Source organism: Bacillus timonensis, assembly GCF_004799755.1.
Lineage (GTDB): Bacteria > Bacillota > Bacilli > Bacillales > Bacillaceae_L > Ferdinandcohnia > Ferdinandcohnia timonensis_A.
The window spans coordinates 39,127-53,374 of record NZ_SLUB01000008.1 but is presented as its reverse complement, the minus strand read 5'-3'; the positions used below and the strand labels follow the sequence as shown (position 1 = coordinate 53,374).

Sequence of the window (14,248 nt, the reverse complement as noted above, 5' to 3'; positions counted from 1 at the left end):
CTCCTAAAGTGCTTTATATTTACCAATTAAAATTACCCGCTGTTGCAATTCGGTGGTAAAAGTGGTTTCCTAAGGAACCTTCTGGAATCCCATTTGGACCATCATGTACTAATCTTGTTTCTTCTAACTCTTCAATTCGATCGATTGTCCCTTCCAGCCATTGTTGAATCCGTATTTGTGTGGTTGCCAGACGGGCTAGTAGTCCCCCATAACGAAACTCGATAATTTCCCAACCAAATGGTTTATATAAAGAAAACCAAACTTCTCGATGTTTTTTGTGAAGTTCATGAACCTCGTTGGTCAATATAGTAATCTTGCTTAAAAGAGTTGTCATAGAATCCTTATCTCTCTGGTCATAAGCTGCCTTTAAATGGATTCCCATCTCTGCCTTTACACTTAATACTTTTGCTAGACGCTCATAGAACTCAAAAATGTGGACTGTGTTAGGATTTCTTTCCTTCGCCGCATTAATTCCAGGAATTAGTTTCTGATAATGTACATTCATATCAAGACCACGGATATTTTCATCAAATAATCCGATAAGAAGATCCTGCCACAATAGGAACTTTGATGCATTGGATGAGTTTACATTATTTTTCATCACACCTGGCGTTTCATCCAATTGATTTAGAACAAGAAAATCCTCAAGATGATTTCCAGTACAAAAATAGAAACGTTGGGCTAAATGTTCCATTGTCACTGTTTCGTGATAAGTATGTTCAGCATAAAGTTGAATAACAGGTAGCGCAGTTGTGAGCGGCGTTTCCGCTCCATTATCCCCCCATAACGTCGTAAAGACTTCTTGGAGACCGTCTTTCTTACACGCTGATAGTGCAGCTTCTGTTGTCACAAACGCTCTTCCATAGTTTGGCGAAATTCCATTCCATGTCCATGCTCCACCCGCAAAAAGTGTATCTCTCCCTAATTCTTTATGTTTCTGAATATAAGATCGATAAAACTGTTCATCTGCGTGGTAATAATCCCAATAAACAAGCTGAACATTTTCTGGTATGGAGTCAATTGCTTCTTTTGGAATATGAACGTCTTTATCATAATATTCACCGTGTTTTGAACCCAAACGAAAATACATGTCACTCCAAATCATTGGTGACAGACCATGTCTTTTAGCGATTGAAACTACTTTATCTAGGTGCTTGTTCATAATATCAAAGCGATTCTCATATCCATTTAAATCTAAATACCGGCCTAACCCAAGCTGATGAGCTTCATCCATACCAATATGAATTCGTTTGGATTTAAAAGGTTTAGAAGCGGCCTCAATCATGCTTTCAATAAATTGGTATGTTTTCGATTCACCAACTAATAAAATATCAGCTGTATCTCTAATTTCTTTTGCATATCCCCACTTTAATGCCATTGTCAAATGGGCAAGAGTTTGAATACAAGGAATCATTTCAATGCCAAAATGATCAGCATATTCATCACAAGTCCTTAGTTCTTCCTCTGTGTATCTACCACGCATATACCCAAAATACGGATAATCTGGGACTTCATAAGTATCCTCTGTATAAAGCATGACAACATTTAAGCCCATGACAGCCAAGTTCCTAAGTAGCCCTTGTACTTCATCTACCTTTAACACTGCATTCCTAGAAACATCGAGCATAACTCCACTCGTTTGGAAATTAGGCTGTTCAGTCAGTTCAAAGTCACCAGTCTTTCGATAATTCTCTAACCACACCCCCATCGCACGATAAAAATGGATTTTTTCCTGATAAAAGATGTTACCTTTCCCATCCTTGTTGCTTACATGGATCGGACCTACCCTTTGTGTGATTGTAATCGGGTACCCTTTTTCATGTAATTCAATACTGAGCTCATCGCCTAATAGTTCTAATCCTTTTAAAATTAAACCTTTCTCACCTACTAAATTAATTTGCATATTTGATACCTCTTTTCATTATTATTAAACGATTATTGTTGTTCTCTCTATTCACTACAATCGAACACAAAATTTCCATTTATTATCGTACTTTCTACTGCTACATCATTTGATAAGATGACAAGGTCCGCATCATACCCAACCGCAATTCTTCCTTTGTGTCCACTCACGCCGCATACAATTGCCGGATTATAAGTTGCCATTTGCACAGCCTCTTCAAGGGGAATGTTGCAATTGTGAACACTAAATTGAATCGCCTTGTCTAGAGTCAAAGAGCTACCTGCAAGACTACCATTTGCCAATGTTACCTTTCCATTCTGTTTGTAGACTGTTTTGCCACCGATTTGATGACATCCATCTGGTAATTGATTGGTTCCGGTACAATCAGAAATGAATGTAATGTGATCGACGCCTTTCATTTTGTATAGCATTTCTATCATTTTTGAATGCACATGAAAGCCATCTGCTATAATTTCACAATGCAATTCTTGTATATCAAGTGCTGCAAATGAAATTGTTAAATTGCGATGTGTAATCGGACCCATCCCATTGAAACAATGTGTAACTCTCGACAAACCGTACTTAATCGCTTGTTCCACTTCCTCATAAGTCGCAGCTGTATGTCCTGCTGAAATCGAAACATTTTGTTCGTGCAATAACTTAATCACATCTACTGCATTAGGTAGCTCCGGAGCCAATGTTACAATTCGAATCAAACCTTCGGATAAGTGAAGGATTGATCGTACTTCCTCTAAAACGGGATTTACAATATACTCTGATTTTTGGGCACCTTTATATTTTTGATTAATCCAGGGTCCTTCTAAATGAACACCCAATAGATGGGCACCAGTACGCTCTTCAGCGACTACTTGTTTACTTAATAAAAGGAAGGTTTTAATATCCTCTAATGTAGCTGCCCTTGATGTTGACAAGAAACTTGTCACACCAAAGGATGGGAGCCCATCTTGAATGCGATAAAAACCTTCCTTTGTACGGTCCATAAAATCATACCTATTAAGACCGTGGATATGCGTATCGATAAAACCTGGACAGATCCACCCATCCACTTGGTAGATAGGCAGATCCGTATTGTTATTGTTTATGGTCTCTTTCTTACCAACGAACTTAATTTTTCCATCTTTAATTTCTATGGCCATATTCTTATATATTCTTTTATCGGAAACAACATTTCCTTGTAAGTAATAGTGGTTGTGCAACATTAGATTTCGAAATCCTCCATATTCAACCTCAACCATTCCTCAAATTACGTAAAGTGAATTAATTTGGTTAGTGTGGTAGATTCCTTGTTTAATAGTTTTTCAAATTCTTGTGGTGCATCTCCAAATTCGACTACTTCTGTAATAAATGGTCCGACATCAATCCGTTTTTCCCTAATCAGTCGGATGTATTCCTCCAGATTCCTTCCTTCTGTCCAGCGAACATATTCATAAGGGTAGTCGATTGCTTCTTTTTCATATAAACTGTCATATCTTCCAGGACCGCCTGCTCGTGAAATGAGCAGCTGAGCTTCTTTACCAAACATTAAGTCTCTAGGAAAGTCTGGCTCAATATCACCGACAATCACTGCTTTGCCTTTGGTGCGTATCCATTTTAAACATTCATGAGTGAGTGGTGAGCGTTTTCCACCTGCACACAATAGTACTGCATCTGCTCCACGAGATTTCGTTTCAACCTGAATGGCTTCTTCCATCTCTTTTACGGTTGCAAATGATTTAATATTTTCTTTCTTTAACATTTCTACTCGACTTTCGTGAAGATCATACGCTATCACATTGTATGCTGCTGCATTAGCAATTTTAGCTATTAATTGCCCTAAAACGCCTAGTCCTACGATCACAACTGTTTCACCAAATTGAAGGTTGGCAATACGTAGAGCATGAATCGCAATCGCACCAAGTCCACCTAAAGCAGCTTCCTTTGGATCAAGATTTTCGGGAAGCTTAGCATACAATGTTTTCGGTACTCGTAAAAATTCATCATGGTGAACATATGGTGCACCGTAACAAGCAACAAGATTCCCTTTTTTCACATCGGTAATGTCATTCCCACATTCAACGACTTCTCCCATTGCACTGTAGCCAAGATGAACCTTCTTATTTTCACTAATTGATAATAATGATAGCTCAGTGCCTGGTGAAATAACTGAATATAATGTTTTAACTAAAATATACGAAGGTTTTCCTTCTATGCTTGGAATTTCATCCTCAATGATTTCCACTTTCTTGTTGTGGGCGACTATTCTTTTCATTTGAAATCCTTCTTCCGTCAATTATTTAGACAACCACTTTGATAAATTCTCTTTTACAAATTCATCATCATGCAAATGTGGGTAGCTAGTATAAATACGGTCTAACTCTTCTGCCTGACCTGGACTTAACACTTCACGATCCACTAAACACCAATTTCCTTGAAGCAATCCTTGTCTAGCTAAGATTTCATTAATTCCGGCGATGCTGCCTTTAAAGCTATTTCGCGAATCAAATATCGCAGCATTAGCATCCGTGATCTGTTGTCCGAGAGTGAGCAGCTTCTTTGGAATAGACTCCTGATCTCTGACCGTTTTTATCTCCTCAAATGTTTCAACGACTCGTTTTGTCCAAATCGACCAGTGTCCAAGAAGCCCACCAACGATTTTCTTTTCCACCACTTTATTTCCAACGGGAAATTCAAAAGTTGTGAGTAAATCATTTATGATGTTATCGTCATTTCCAGTGTATAAGGCAATCTCCTCATTTCGAGGTGAATGACAAACGGCACGAACAACGTCTATTGAACAATATCGATCAAATGGTGCAATTTTTATCGCATACACGTTTGGGATGGAGGCAAAACGCTCCCAAAATTCATAGGAGAAAATTCGTCCCCCCACTGCAGGTTGTAGATAAAACCCAAATATCGGAATAATGTCCGCTACCTTTTCGGCACGTTCGAGTAAATCTTCTTCAGATAGATGATTTAAACCACCCATACTTAACAGTCCTAAATCATAACCAATTCCTTTACTGAAGGTCGCTTCACTAATGGCTTGTTCTGTCGGTCCGCAAATACCAGCAATCTTAATAAAACCAGCGGGAATATTAGCATTCTTCGTTTCCTCAATTGCAAGCGAGAGAACTTGTTGATACAAATTGATTTCAGGATCACGAATTTCAAATTGTGTAGTATGAACCCCTACTGCAATTCCACCAACACCAGCATCAATATAGTAGCGTGTTAATGCTCGCTGACCTGCTTCTTCAAGCCTTCTTTCTTTTGTTAATGCAAGCGGATGAGCTGGAATCACCGTGCCCTCATGAAGCTTTTTCTTAACAGCCTCTTTTAGCATTAAAATGCACCTTCTCTTTCTTGGAAATGGGTTGGCTTATTAATGGTTTGCCCATCACTGATAACCCATTCAGAAATCATGTCCATCATCTGTTGAACTGTTACTTTCGGATAACCAAATAATTTATGAGCGTGAGATGCATTATTCAGCAAGGCTGTAGGGCTCTCACTATTCACAAATAATGGGTCCTTCTTCATTCGTTTTCCGAATTCATAGGCCAACCATCTTACAGATAACGTCTCAGGTCCAGTGACATTGATGATTTGTGGCGGATAATTTGTATGTAATAAGGAGCGAATTGCATATTCATTCGCATCACCTTGCCAAATGACATTAACATTTCCCATTGTTAAATCGATAGGGTTACCTTGGAACACTGATTTTGCAATTTCGAGTAAAACTCCATATCGAAGATCAATTGCATAATTCAGTCTAAATAGAACCACTGGTGTTTTGTATTTATGAGAGAAATATGTGAGCACCCGTTCTCTTCCTAAACAGGATTGTGCATATTCACCTACAGGGTTTGGTGAAACGTCCTCCGTGCAACCATTACTTAATACAGAGGTTAAAGGATAGACATTTCCTGTTGAAAACGCAACAATTCGTGAGTCCTTAAACTTTTCAGCAATACGTCCTGGAAGATAAGCATTCATTGCCCATGTACGATGCTCATTCCCAACTGTTCCAAATTTAGTTCCTGCCATGAGAATAATGTTTTTCACATTTGGAAGGTTTTGGAGGTCTTCTTCCTTCAAAAGATCGGCTTTGATTGTTTCGATCCCAGATACCTCTAATTCTTCTATTAAACTGTCATCTGAGAATCTCGCAACACCAATTACCTTTTTGGGTAAACCTGACTGATCAACAGCTCTCTTCGCTAATTTAGCTAAAGTCGGTCCCATTTTCCCACTTACACCTAAAATCATGATGTCTCCATCAAGTTGTTGAATGTCCTTAATTAAAGCCTCGCTAGGCGTTGACATATAATCCTCTAATTCCGCAATCGTTTTCATTTAGATCCTCCTAAGATATGTTTTTTTAAGTTTTCATTAGGAAAAACATGGTTACTTACTAATTACCTACATTGTATAGTTGGGTTTATTAAAAGACAAGTCACTTAAAAGTCTTTAAATAAATCGTCTTTTTCATTGACAATTGGACAAGTTCCTCTTAATCTAGTAGTAAGATTATTTAAAGACATTTCTTTAATATGTCTTTTACTGGAGATGACATAATGAAAACGAATCAATTATCAACAAATGGTACCGAAATTATTATCGGCATTGTGAGTCCTGTAGAACTTGTGAACGAAATAATGAAAGCGCTTGAATCCTTTCCTAATTTTCAACCTTTCTTTTTACATTCAACACCTTCTACGATCGAACCTAAGGATATAGAAAACTTGGTCAATAAGGTTGAAGTTCTCCTTTTCATGGAATTTCCTACTTACCTGAAAGCCAAACAACTTTTCAATTTTGCAATTCCGGCACATTATGTTCCTTTAATGGGTACTGGGCTGTATCGATCCTTATTTTTGATTAAAAATCAATATGACCTCAGGCACATTTCTATTGATACTGTTGAAGAGAAATATATTCAACAAATCCTATATGAATTAGGCGAAACCAATTACGAGTTTACATCCTTTCCACATTACAGTCAGACTACTACTTTTGAGGAAATTGTTGAATTTCACCAACAAAATTATCAAAATTTTAGTTCTATTGCTATTACTGGTACCCAGGAGGTTTCACTGAAACTAACTGATCTGGGAATACCGAATGAATGGGTAACCCCAACATATCAGGACTTAATTGTTTCACTCGAGCGCGCATTGTTAGCGACGGAAGCCCGAAAAAATAAAGAATCACAAATTGTGTTTGGTATTATCGATATTGATCAATTTGAAAAGGCTACTGAAAAATACAAAACAGAACATGAAGTACAAGTATTTAAGCTAAAATTTCAACAAATGATGCTAAATTATACAAAGCTAATTGATGGTCATTTGATCAATTCTGGTGGAGATGAGTTTTCATTTATTACGACCCGAGGTATTTTCGAAAGAGAAACCCGTGGTTATAAATTCATACCCATTTTAAACTCAGCCAAAACAGAGTTAGGTGTATCCATAAGTATTGGTGTTGGCTTCGGTCTATCTGCAGCAGAAGCAGGTAACCATGCTAGAATTGCCCTACGTCAATCAAAAGAATTAGGCGGTAATGTCTGCTATATCGTTCGTGAAGACCAAAGTGTGATCGGTCCAGTTGACATCATCACGGATACTCAATATGAAAAATATGATTTATCCATAACAGATGCTGAACTTCTTAATAAAGCCGAACAGGCTGGAATGTCAGCCGCATATATGACGAAGCTAATGGCACGAGTAGCACGTCATAAAAAATATAATTATACAGCCCAAGAGTTAGCCACCACATTAAACATTACAACGAGAAGTGCACATCGAATTCTCTTGAAATGGATGGACGCCAATTTAGTGGATATTGTAGGAGAAGAAAAGATCACCTACAAAGGTAGACCAAGACGCATTTATCGACTTACCTTTATCCTCGATGACCACGAAACAAAAAAAGAATGAAATGGCGGGAACTACATTACCCGCTGTTTCAATTAAAAGGGTATCCTTTATATATACACCTTTTTCCCTGTTTCCTTGCTTTCATTTGCTGCCTCAATGAACCGAATAATTTCTATTGTTTCATGCAATGGCACTCGTGTTTTACCGTCCTTAAAAAAATCTAAAATATTCTCTAATAAACTAGCATAAAAGGGTTTTGAGGAAGAATTGATTGATACATATTCACTACCTTTTTCAAAATGAATAACGGCGCCGAATTCGCCATTTCCTTTTCTATTCCCTCTCACGCTAAAAAGTCGAGAATCTTGCCATTCTGAAACAATTACATCAAAATCCCCGTTTGATTCTGAACGAACATGCTTTGCACCACTCCCAACTATCGTATAGAGCATTTCAATCGCATGAATCCCATACCAAAAATACCCTGGTTGGGTGTCAACAATCTCCATCGGTCCAAAACAGTCTGCTCCAATTATCTTTCCTTTATCCTTTATGGCAAGAGTCCTGCTTAAACTTTCCGCATATCGCAAGGCTGAAGAACTCATAATTGGTGTCTCGTATTGATCAGCTAGCTCCACGATTCTTCTTGCATCGGAGGTGGTTAAGCAAAATGGTTTATCAATGAATAAAGGTTTCTTAAACTTACACAATTTGCTGACTTGATTAAGATGAACCCTTCCATCCACGGACTCTATTAAAATGGCATCGCAATGCTCAGCCACCTCTTCCATCGTATGGACGATTTGAACACCCAATTGCTCAACTTCTTTCGTAATTGGACCAACACGTGAATTACTTAATTTAAAATCAGATGAGCTCACTGGATGCGCCATAACTACTTTCCCACCCCCTACATAAAAAGGGTGGGACGGATCATTTAATAACTTTGTAAAAGCAGTTGCATGTGAGGTATCGAGACCAATCATCCCTATTTTTAAATCGCTCATAAATTCACTCCTTTACTTACGGTAACTTATTTTAGACCTGATAACTGTATGCCTTCTGTGAAATACTTCTGGAAGAATAAGAAGATTAAGAAGGTCGGGATAAATGAGAGTGTCGCTCCGGCCATTTCAATTCCAAAGTTTCCTTCTTTGCTCAATGTGGAAGCTAACCCAACTGTGATTGGGTACATTTTTTCATTTGTCATATAAATTAACGGCTGGAATAAATCATTCCAGTTACTTACAAACGCAAATGTCCCAACAGTAGCGATAGATGGAAATGCTAGTGGCATATAAATTTTACGAAACACCTGAAAATCATTAGCTCCGTCCATTCTTGCGGCTTCATCTAATTCCATAGGAATCCCTTGCATGAATTGGCGAACTAAAAATACACCCATTATCGCCCAAAGTTCGGGAACAATTAAAGCTTGGTATTCATTTATCCAACCAAATTTTGAAAACATGATGAATTTCGGAATGATAAGCAGTTGTGATGGTATCATGATAACAGCCATAAATGTCCAGAATAGGAATTCCCTTCCGATGAATTGCTTCCTAGCAAATATATAACCTAGTAAACCTGCAAAAAACATTTGTGAAAAAACAGGAATAATTGTGATTACAACCGAGTTAAAAATCCATCGCAAGAAATTATCATTACGAAATAAATACGCAAAGTTACTAAAAGATACACTGTCTGGAATCCAAAATAACGGATCCATAGCTGCATAAGTCGTTTCCTTAAATGAACTTAATGCCATAATTAAAAATGGCAGGAGAAAGCAAAATCCTAAGAAGAACAGTACAAAATAGTTAAGAATTTTTTTTACCAAGACATTTCATCTCCCTTACAATTACGCTCAGCCTTAATAAATACCTTGATCTTTTCCAAAGTATTTTCTCTGAATAAGCGAAATGATTAAGATAATCGCGAATAATACGTAAGATAAAACAGCTGCATAGCTAAAGTTTAAATTTGTGAATCCGATTTGGTATAAATAAAATACAATTGTGCTTGTTGAGAAGTTTGGTCCTCCGTTTGTTAATAAGAATGCAGAGTCAAAGATTTGGAAAGAACCAATTGTCGTAATGATTAATACATAGAAATGAATCGGTTTTAATAATGGGAAAGTGATTAACCAAAAAGATTTTAAAGGTGAAGCACCATCAATTTTTGCGGCTTCATACATATCTTTTGGAATGGACTGGAGCCCTGCAAAGTAATAGATCATTGTGCTTCCAGATACTTTGAATATACTCAAACCAGCCAATACAAGTAAGGCTTGTGAAGAATCAGATAAAAACAACTGAGGTTCAATCCCTAAAAAACTTATTAAGTAGTTAATTAATCCTGATTCTGTCCCTGAAAATAACCATTCCCAGATACCTGCCACAACAACAAATGATGTAACAACAGGCAGGAAAAAGATTCCTTTGAAAAATTTTGTAAATCGTATTCCTGATTTTATGACAAGCGCTAAAATTAAACCAAGTGCCATTGTAGGAAGTATATAATAGAAGGAAAATAAAATAGTGTTCCAAATTGATTTTAAAGCAATCTCATCTTGAAACAATTGCTTCCAGTTGCGTAAGCCCACGAACTCAGAAGTACCGATAATTCGATAATTAAGAAATGTTAATATAAAACTATAAACAAATGGAATGACTTGAAATATTAGAAAATGGATTAATACAGGAGTAAGTACAAGATAAACAAGACCATTTTTTCTCCATTCATCTTTGATCTTTTTCTTTAAAGGAGGCTTGACCATTTTTATGTTTTCCAGAGGTACTTTGTTATGAGTTTCTACGACCTTTTCCAAGCTATCACCTTATTTCTTTTATTGATAAGCAAAACAAGTTTTCATAAACAGAGAGTTTTATTCTCAAAAGGAATAAAACTCTCTTTACTTTAAGAAGCTATTATTTTACGGCTTTGCTAACTCAGCTTCGATTGCTTCAGCTGCTGCATCTGCTGCTTCTTGAGGAGTTTTGTCTCCAGCCATCATAGCTTGAATTTCAGCTTGAATAAATGGCATGATTGCACGCCCTTTTGGATGTATAACACCAGGTAATGCATATTGTGTATATGTTGCTAATTGACTCATATATTGATTCGAATCAAAGATATCTTTTGCTTCTTCTTGAGTTGGTATATATTGCGTTACAGTATTGAAAATACGTTGGTTTTCAGCATTTGTTACTGCCTTTACAAATTCTGCTGCTGCATCAGGATTATCACTGTTTGAAGGCACTACAAACATTCCAGTTGTACCATACGTTAATTGCTTTTCACCAGTTAATGGTGGTGCAATTGCGAAATCAAATTCACCTTCTTTTTCCATCATCGTAATACTTATCCCAGATCCAAGTTGCGCCAATATTTTTCCACCGAACCATAATTCATCTTGTGTGGTTGCTGTAATCGAATCTTCTGGAATATATCCTTTTTGATAGAAATTATTTATCATCTCGAACGCTTTCACACTTTCAGAGCTATTGATTAACACTTCATTTTCATCTGTTACAACATCTCCACCAGCTTGCCAAATCCAAGGATAGATTGTTCCATTCATGGAACCTCCTCCCAGATAGTTTAATGCATAGAAACCTTTTTCTTTTGCTTTAGCTGCCCATGCTTCAAATTCTTCCCAAGTCTGTGGTAGATTTGCAGGATCTTCACCAATCGCTTTCACGACGTCTAGATTATAAATGAATGTATAAGCTTCTTGCAGGATTGGTAATCCATACTTCTTGTCTTTCCATGTAGTAGATACTAATGAAGTATCAACAAACCCTTCAAGATCAGAATCCTCCAAATATGGATCTAATTCTAAAAGCATCCCTACATCTGCATATTGTGGCATTTGGTCAGGAATCGCATAGAATACATCTGGTCCATTATTAGCTGCTAGTGCTGTTAGGACCTTTTGGTCTCGATTTGCCCACGGGATTGTTTCTATGTTTACTTCTACGTCAGGAAACTCTTTGTTGTAGTTTGCAGTAATTTCTTTCCACATTTCCTCTTCTTTCTTAGCATCACCTGTATAAGGATGAACCCAAACAGTTATTTCACCATCTACTTTTCCTGAATCCTTTCCTTTATCAGGAGTTGTTGACGTATCATTACTACATGCAGAAAAAAGTAAGCTACCCGAAAGCAAAAGTGCCATGAACGAAAAACGTTTCTTTTTCATCTACGAATTCCCCCTATTTAGTTAAGTTCAATAAAAAATCTCAATGACTAATAACCTATCAATGATTTGTTGTTTTTCCATCCCCCCTTTAAACCGGTCCATTTTGACTGAAAATATGCATAATTGAAAACGGTAACATCTCATTTTAAAAAAATTTGCTACATATTCTTGCTTGAATACTTATATTCTATTTTGTTTGGGGTATTGTGACAAGTCTATTAATTGTCTTTAATAGGAAATGAAATTTAATTTAGTTCCCAAACAAAATATGGTTGCATAAAATGCGCTTTACCATATCAACGAGTCGTATTACACATAATTCAAACCTTGTGGGAATGGAAACGGGATCGGAAAAATATCAGAATACCACTCTACATTTTTGCTCCCTTTTAAGATCAGCTCTTCTACGTCAAGATTACTCAAGGTAGTTGAATTTTCATTATTAAAAAGGCGTTTCTGTTTCTCATCTACAGTTGAAATGGCAAGTTTGTCTTTAAAATATGGAACAAGCTGGTTTAGCAAAAGATCCAAATTCATGATTTTTATTGTTCCTGGATACGTCTGATCCACCTTTTCCTGAAAAGAGTCAAGATCTTGCATAAGCCCTTTTTCATAGCTTGGAACGTTCCATAACAGAGAATCTGGACCGTATGTAAATACTTCTGCAAGCAAGGTACGAATAGCAATTGGATCTCCACCCCATTCAATGACGCGAGAGTCCCCTCCTTCTTGTTCTTGGTATGGCACCCCAAATATTAAAAATGCATTTAATTCACTATTCTTCTCGGCTACAAGGACCTTATGTTTCATTTTAAAAATACTTGCAAACCCCGCACCCTTATTAAGCTGCGCAATTTCATAAATGGTCTGTTCATACCTAATTTTTCGATTTTGGCTTAGCTTTCTAAGTTGAAACCAATCATAAGGAGCAAGTTCTCTGACTTTATAAGATGTATCCCGTGTAATGTCATCCCTATGAAGCTTATATTGATTCATCTTTCCATAGAAAGTACAACCTTGCTTCATATAGATTGGTAAATCCCCAGAAATAAATAGAACGGATGCACCCGACTTGTTGACATGCTCGAAAATTTTCTCTAATAGTGTATTGGCTAATCCTTTTCTGCGATAGTCAGGGTCTGTACAGACAGCACCGATTGAATAAGCCTGGACTTCAGCACCTTCAAGATGTAGAACGGATGGAACCAAACCAATAAATGAAACTAGTTTATCATCGACAAAGGCGCCATAAGATTGGTTCAATGCAACAGAAAACACTTGTGGGAATGCTATTCCCATCGACACATGCCCTTCTTTACGAAAAACCTTATCTGCTAAATCAATGGCTTGTTGAAATTCATCTTCTTCAACTAATCGGAACTCCGGCATTTGTTCACCTCTTTTACAATTTATTACAAAATGTGACAGTGGAATAGAATAAGTGTCATAAAAATGGAATCGCTACCATTAAATCCATGTTATAATACAACTAAACTTACAATACTTAACTTCTATTTTATGTTAATTTTATCAAGTGACAAGTCTATTAATTGTCTTTAAATAGTTCGTAATGATTTTTTTCAACGAGTGGATTGAGGTGGTTGATTTGGGTGGATGGGAGAAATTTAATCATTTTGCAGTTATGATGTTGAAGATTGCATATGTAAATATACTATGGATTGTTTTTACAGTTTTGGGATTGGGAGTGCTTGGGCTATTCCCTTCGACAGGTGCAATGTTTACGATTGTCAACAAATGGCTTAATAATGAACCAGTTGAGAAGATCTTTCAAATGTTCTTGAAAACCTATAAGAAGGAATTTATTTCACTGAATAAATTTGGCTTATTTTTCATTTTAATCGGCTATATCTTAATTTATGATTTTATGTTTTTACAAAAGAATGTAGATAAATTGCAATTCCTGTTTCCAATCCTATTATTTCTGTCCATTTCGTATATTGTCACTTTATTTTATTTCTTTCCTGTATATATACAATTCGAAATGAAATTCTTTCAATATATCAAACAATCCTTTTTGATTGCAGCTAGTTCTCTTATAGAGACGATTCTTATTTTGACCGCAGGTATGCTTCTTGGGATTCTTGTAAATTTAATTCCAGGAATTATTCCATTTTTTACGGGAAGTGTGTTAGCAGTAGCAATTACGTGGTGTAGTAACCGCGCTTTCTTGAAAATTAATAGTAAGAAAAAGATGATTACACAGGAATAAATCAGCAATGCTAGTAAGAG

Annotated in this window: 12 protein-coding genes; 2 read left to right on the top strand and 10 right to left on the bottom strand. The window is 36.7% G+C overall.

Annotation, left to right across the window (positions count from 1 at the left end):
* Positions 1–19: 19 nt before the first annotated feature.
* From E1I69_RS06760 to E1I69_RS06740, 5 genes are read right to left on the bottom strand one after another with little or no spacing between them, the layout of a single operon-like run.
* Positions 20–1,903 carry a beta-N-acetylhexosaminidase gene (locus E1I69_RS06760; protein ID WP_136378841.1) on the bottom strand — a complete coding sequence of 628 codons (1,884 nt, stop codon included), beginning with the start codon at positions 1,901–1,903 and terminating at the stop codon, positions 20–22.
* A gap of 47 nt (positions 1,904–1,950) precedes the next feature.
* Positions 1,951–3,159, bottom strand: a complete 1,209-nt coding sequence (gene nagA, locus E1I69_RS06755; protein WP_136378840.1) for an N-acetylglucosamine-6-phosphate deacetylase — start codon at positions 3,157–3,159, stop codon at positions 1,951–1,953.
* A gap of 8 nt (positions 3,160–3,167) precedes the next feature.
* Positions 3,168–4,172 carry a zinc-dependent alcohol dehydrogenase gene (locus E1I69_RS06750; protein ID WP_136378839.1) on the bottom strand — a complete coding sequence of 335 codons (1,005 nt, stop codon included), beginning with the start codon at positions 4,170–4,172 and terminating at the stop codon, positions 3,168–3,170.
* A gap of 21 nt (positions 4,173–4,193) precedes the next feature.
* Positions 4,194–5,249 carry a dihydrodipicolinate synthase family protein gene (locus E1I69_RS06745; protein ID WP_136378838.1) on the bottom strand — a complete coding sequence of 352 codons (1,056 nt, stop codon included), beginning with the start codon at positions 5,247–5,249 and terminating at the stop codon, positions 4,194–4,196.
* Positions 5,249–6,265, bottom strand: a complete 1,017-nt coding sequence (locus E1I69_RS06740) for an NAD-dependent epimerase/dehydratase family protein (protein ID WP_136378837.1) — start codon at positions 6,263–6,265, stop codon at positions 5,249–5,251. Before E1I69_RS06740 ends, E1I69_RS06745 begins: the two co-directional genes overlap by 1 nt.
* Positions 6,266–6,486: 221 nt before the next feature.
* On the opposite strand from E1I69_RS06740, the gene E1I69_RS06735 reads away from it, so the two are divergent.
* Complete coding sequence (locus tag E1I69_RS06735) at positions 6,487–7,854, top strand: hypothetical protein (protein ID WP_136378836.1); 1,368 nt, start codon at positions 6,487–6,489, stop codon at positions 7,852–7,854.
* Positions 7,855–7,901: 47 nt separating this feature from the next.
* Here E1I69_RS06735 and E1I69_RS06730 read toward each other — a convergent pair whose 3' ends face one another.
* The 5 genes from E1I69_RS06730 to E1I69_RS06710 all read right to left on the bottom strand — a co-directional run bounded on the left by E1I69_RS06730 (position 7,902) and on the right by E1I69_RS06710 (position 13,387).
* Entirely contained in the window at positions 7,902–8,801 is a 900-nt protein-coding gene (locus tag E1I69_RS06730; RefSeq protein ID WP_136378835.1) for a Gfo/Idh/MocA family protein, read from the bottom strand.
* Positions 8,802–8,827: 26 nt separating this feature from the next.
* Entirely contained in the window at positions 8,828–9,634 is an 807-nt protein-coding gene (locus E1I69_RS06725; RefSeq protein ID WP_136378834.1) for a carbohydrate ABC transporter permease, read from the bottom strand.
* A gap of 33 nt (positions 9,635–9,667) precedes the next feature.
* The gene (locus tag E1I69_RS06720) at positions 9,668–10,573 is read right to left on the bottom strand and encodes a carbohydrate ABC transporter permease (RefSeq protein WP_136378921.1); all 906 of its coding nucleotides are present in this window, start codon (positions 10,571–10,573) and stop codon (positions 9,668–9,670) included.
* Positions 10,574–10,729: 156 nt separating this feature from the next.
* Positions 10,730–11,998 (bottom strand): sugar ABC transporter substrate-binding protein, encoded by a 1,269-nt coding sequence (locus tag E1I69_RS06715; protein WP_136378833.1) that lies wholly within the window; start codon positions 11,996–11,998, stop codon positions 10,730–10,732.
* A gap of 309 nt (positions 11,999–12,307) precedes the next feature.
* Complete coding sequence (locus E1I69_RS06710; RefSeq protein WP_136378832.1) at positions 12,308–13,387, bottom strand: GNAT family N-acetyltransferase; 1,080 nt, start codon at positions 13,385–13,387, stop codon at positions 12,308–12,310.
* A 217-nt stretch (positions 13,388–13,604) separates the two neighbouring features.
* Between E1I69_RS06710 and E1I69_RS06705 the strand changes: the two genes are divergently transcribed.
* Positions 13,605–14,228, top strand: coding sequence for a YesL family protein (locus E1I69_RS06705; protein WP_136378920.1), 624 nt, complete (start codon positions 13,605–13,607; stop codon positions 14,226–14,228).
* The last annotated feature ends 20 nt before the right edge of the window (positions 14,229–14,248 follow it).

Excerpts from the sequence above, each read along its gene's own strand:
- E1I69_RS06715 (WP_136378833.1), bottom strand. The coding sequence starts at position 11,998 with ATGAAAAAGAAACGTTTTTCGTTCATGGCACTTTTGCTTTCGGGTAGC.
- E1I69_RS06710 (WP_136378832.1), bottom strand. The coding sequence starts at position 13,387 with ATGCCGGAGTTCCGATTAGTTGAAGAAGATGAATTTCAACAAGCCATT.
- E1I69_RS06745 (WP_136378838.1), bottom strand. The coding sequence starts at position 5,249 with ATGCTAAAAGAGGCTGTTAAGAAAAAGCTTCATGAGGGCACGGTGATT.
- E1I69_RS06730 (WP_136378835.1), bottom strand. The coding sequence starts at position 8,801 with ATGAGCGATTTAAAAATAGGGATGATTGGTCTCGATACCTCACATGCA.
- E1I69_RS06720 (WP_136378921.1), bottom strand. The coding sequence starts at position 10,573 with ATGGTCAAGCCTCCTTTAAAGAAAAAGATCAAAGATGAATGGAGAAAA.
- E1I69_RS06750 (WP_136378839.1), bottom strand. The coding sequence starts at position 4,172 with ATGAAAAGAATAGTCGCCCACAACAAGAAAGTGGAAATCATTGAGGAT.
- nagA (WP_136378840.1), bottom strand. The coding sequence starts at position 3,159 with ATGGTTGAGGTTGAATATGGAGGATTTCGAAATCTAATGTTGCACAAC.
- E1I69_RS06740 (WP_136378837.1), bottom strand. The coding sequence starts at position 6,265 with ATGAAAACGATTGCGGAATTAGAGGATTATATGTCAACGCCTAGCGAG.
- E1I69_RS06760 (WP_136378841.1), bottom strand. The coding sequence starts at position 1,903 with ATGCAAATTAATTTAGTAGGTGAGAAAGGTTTAATTTTAAAAGGATTA.
- E1I69_RS06735 (WP_136378836.1), top strand. The coding sequence starts at position 6,487 with ATGAAAACGAATCAATTATCAACAAATGGTACCGAAATTATTATCGGC.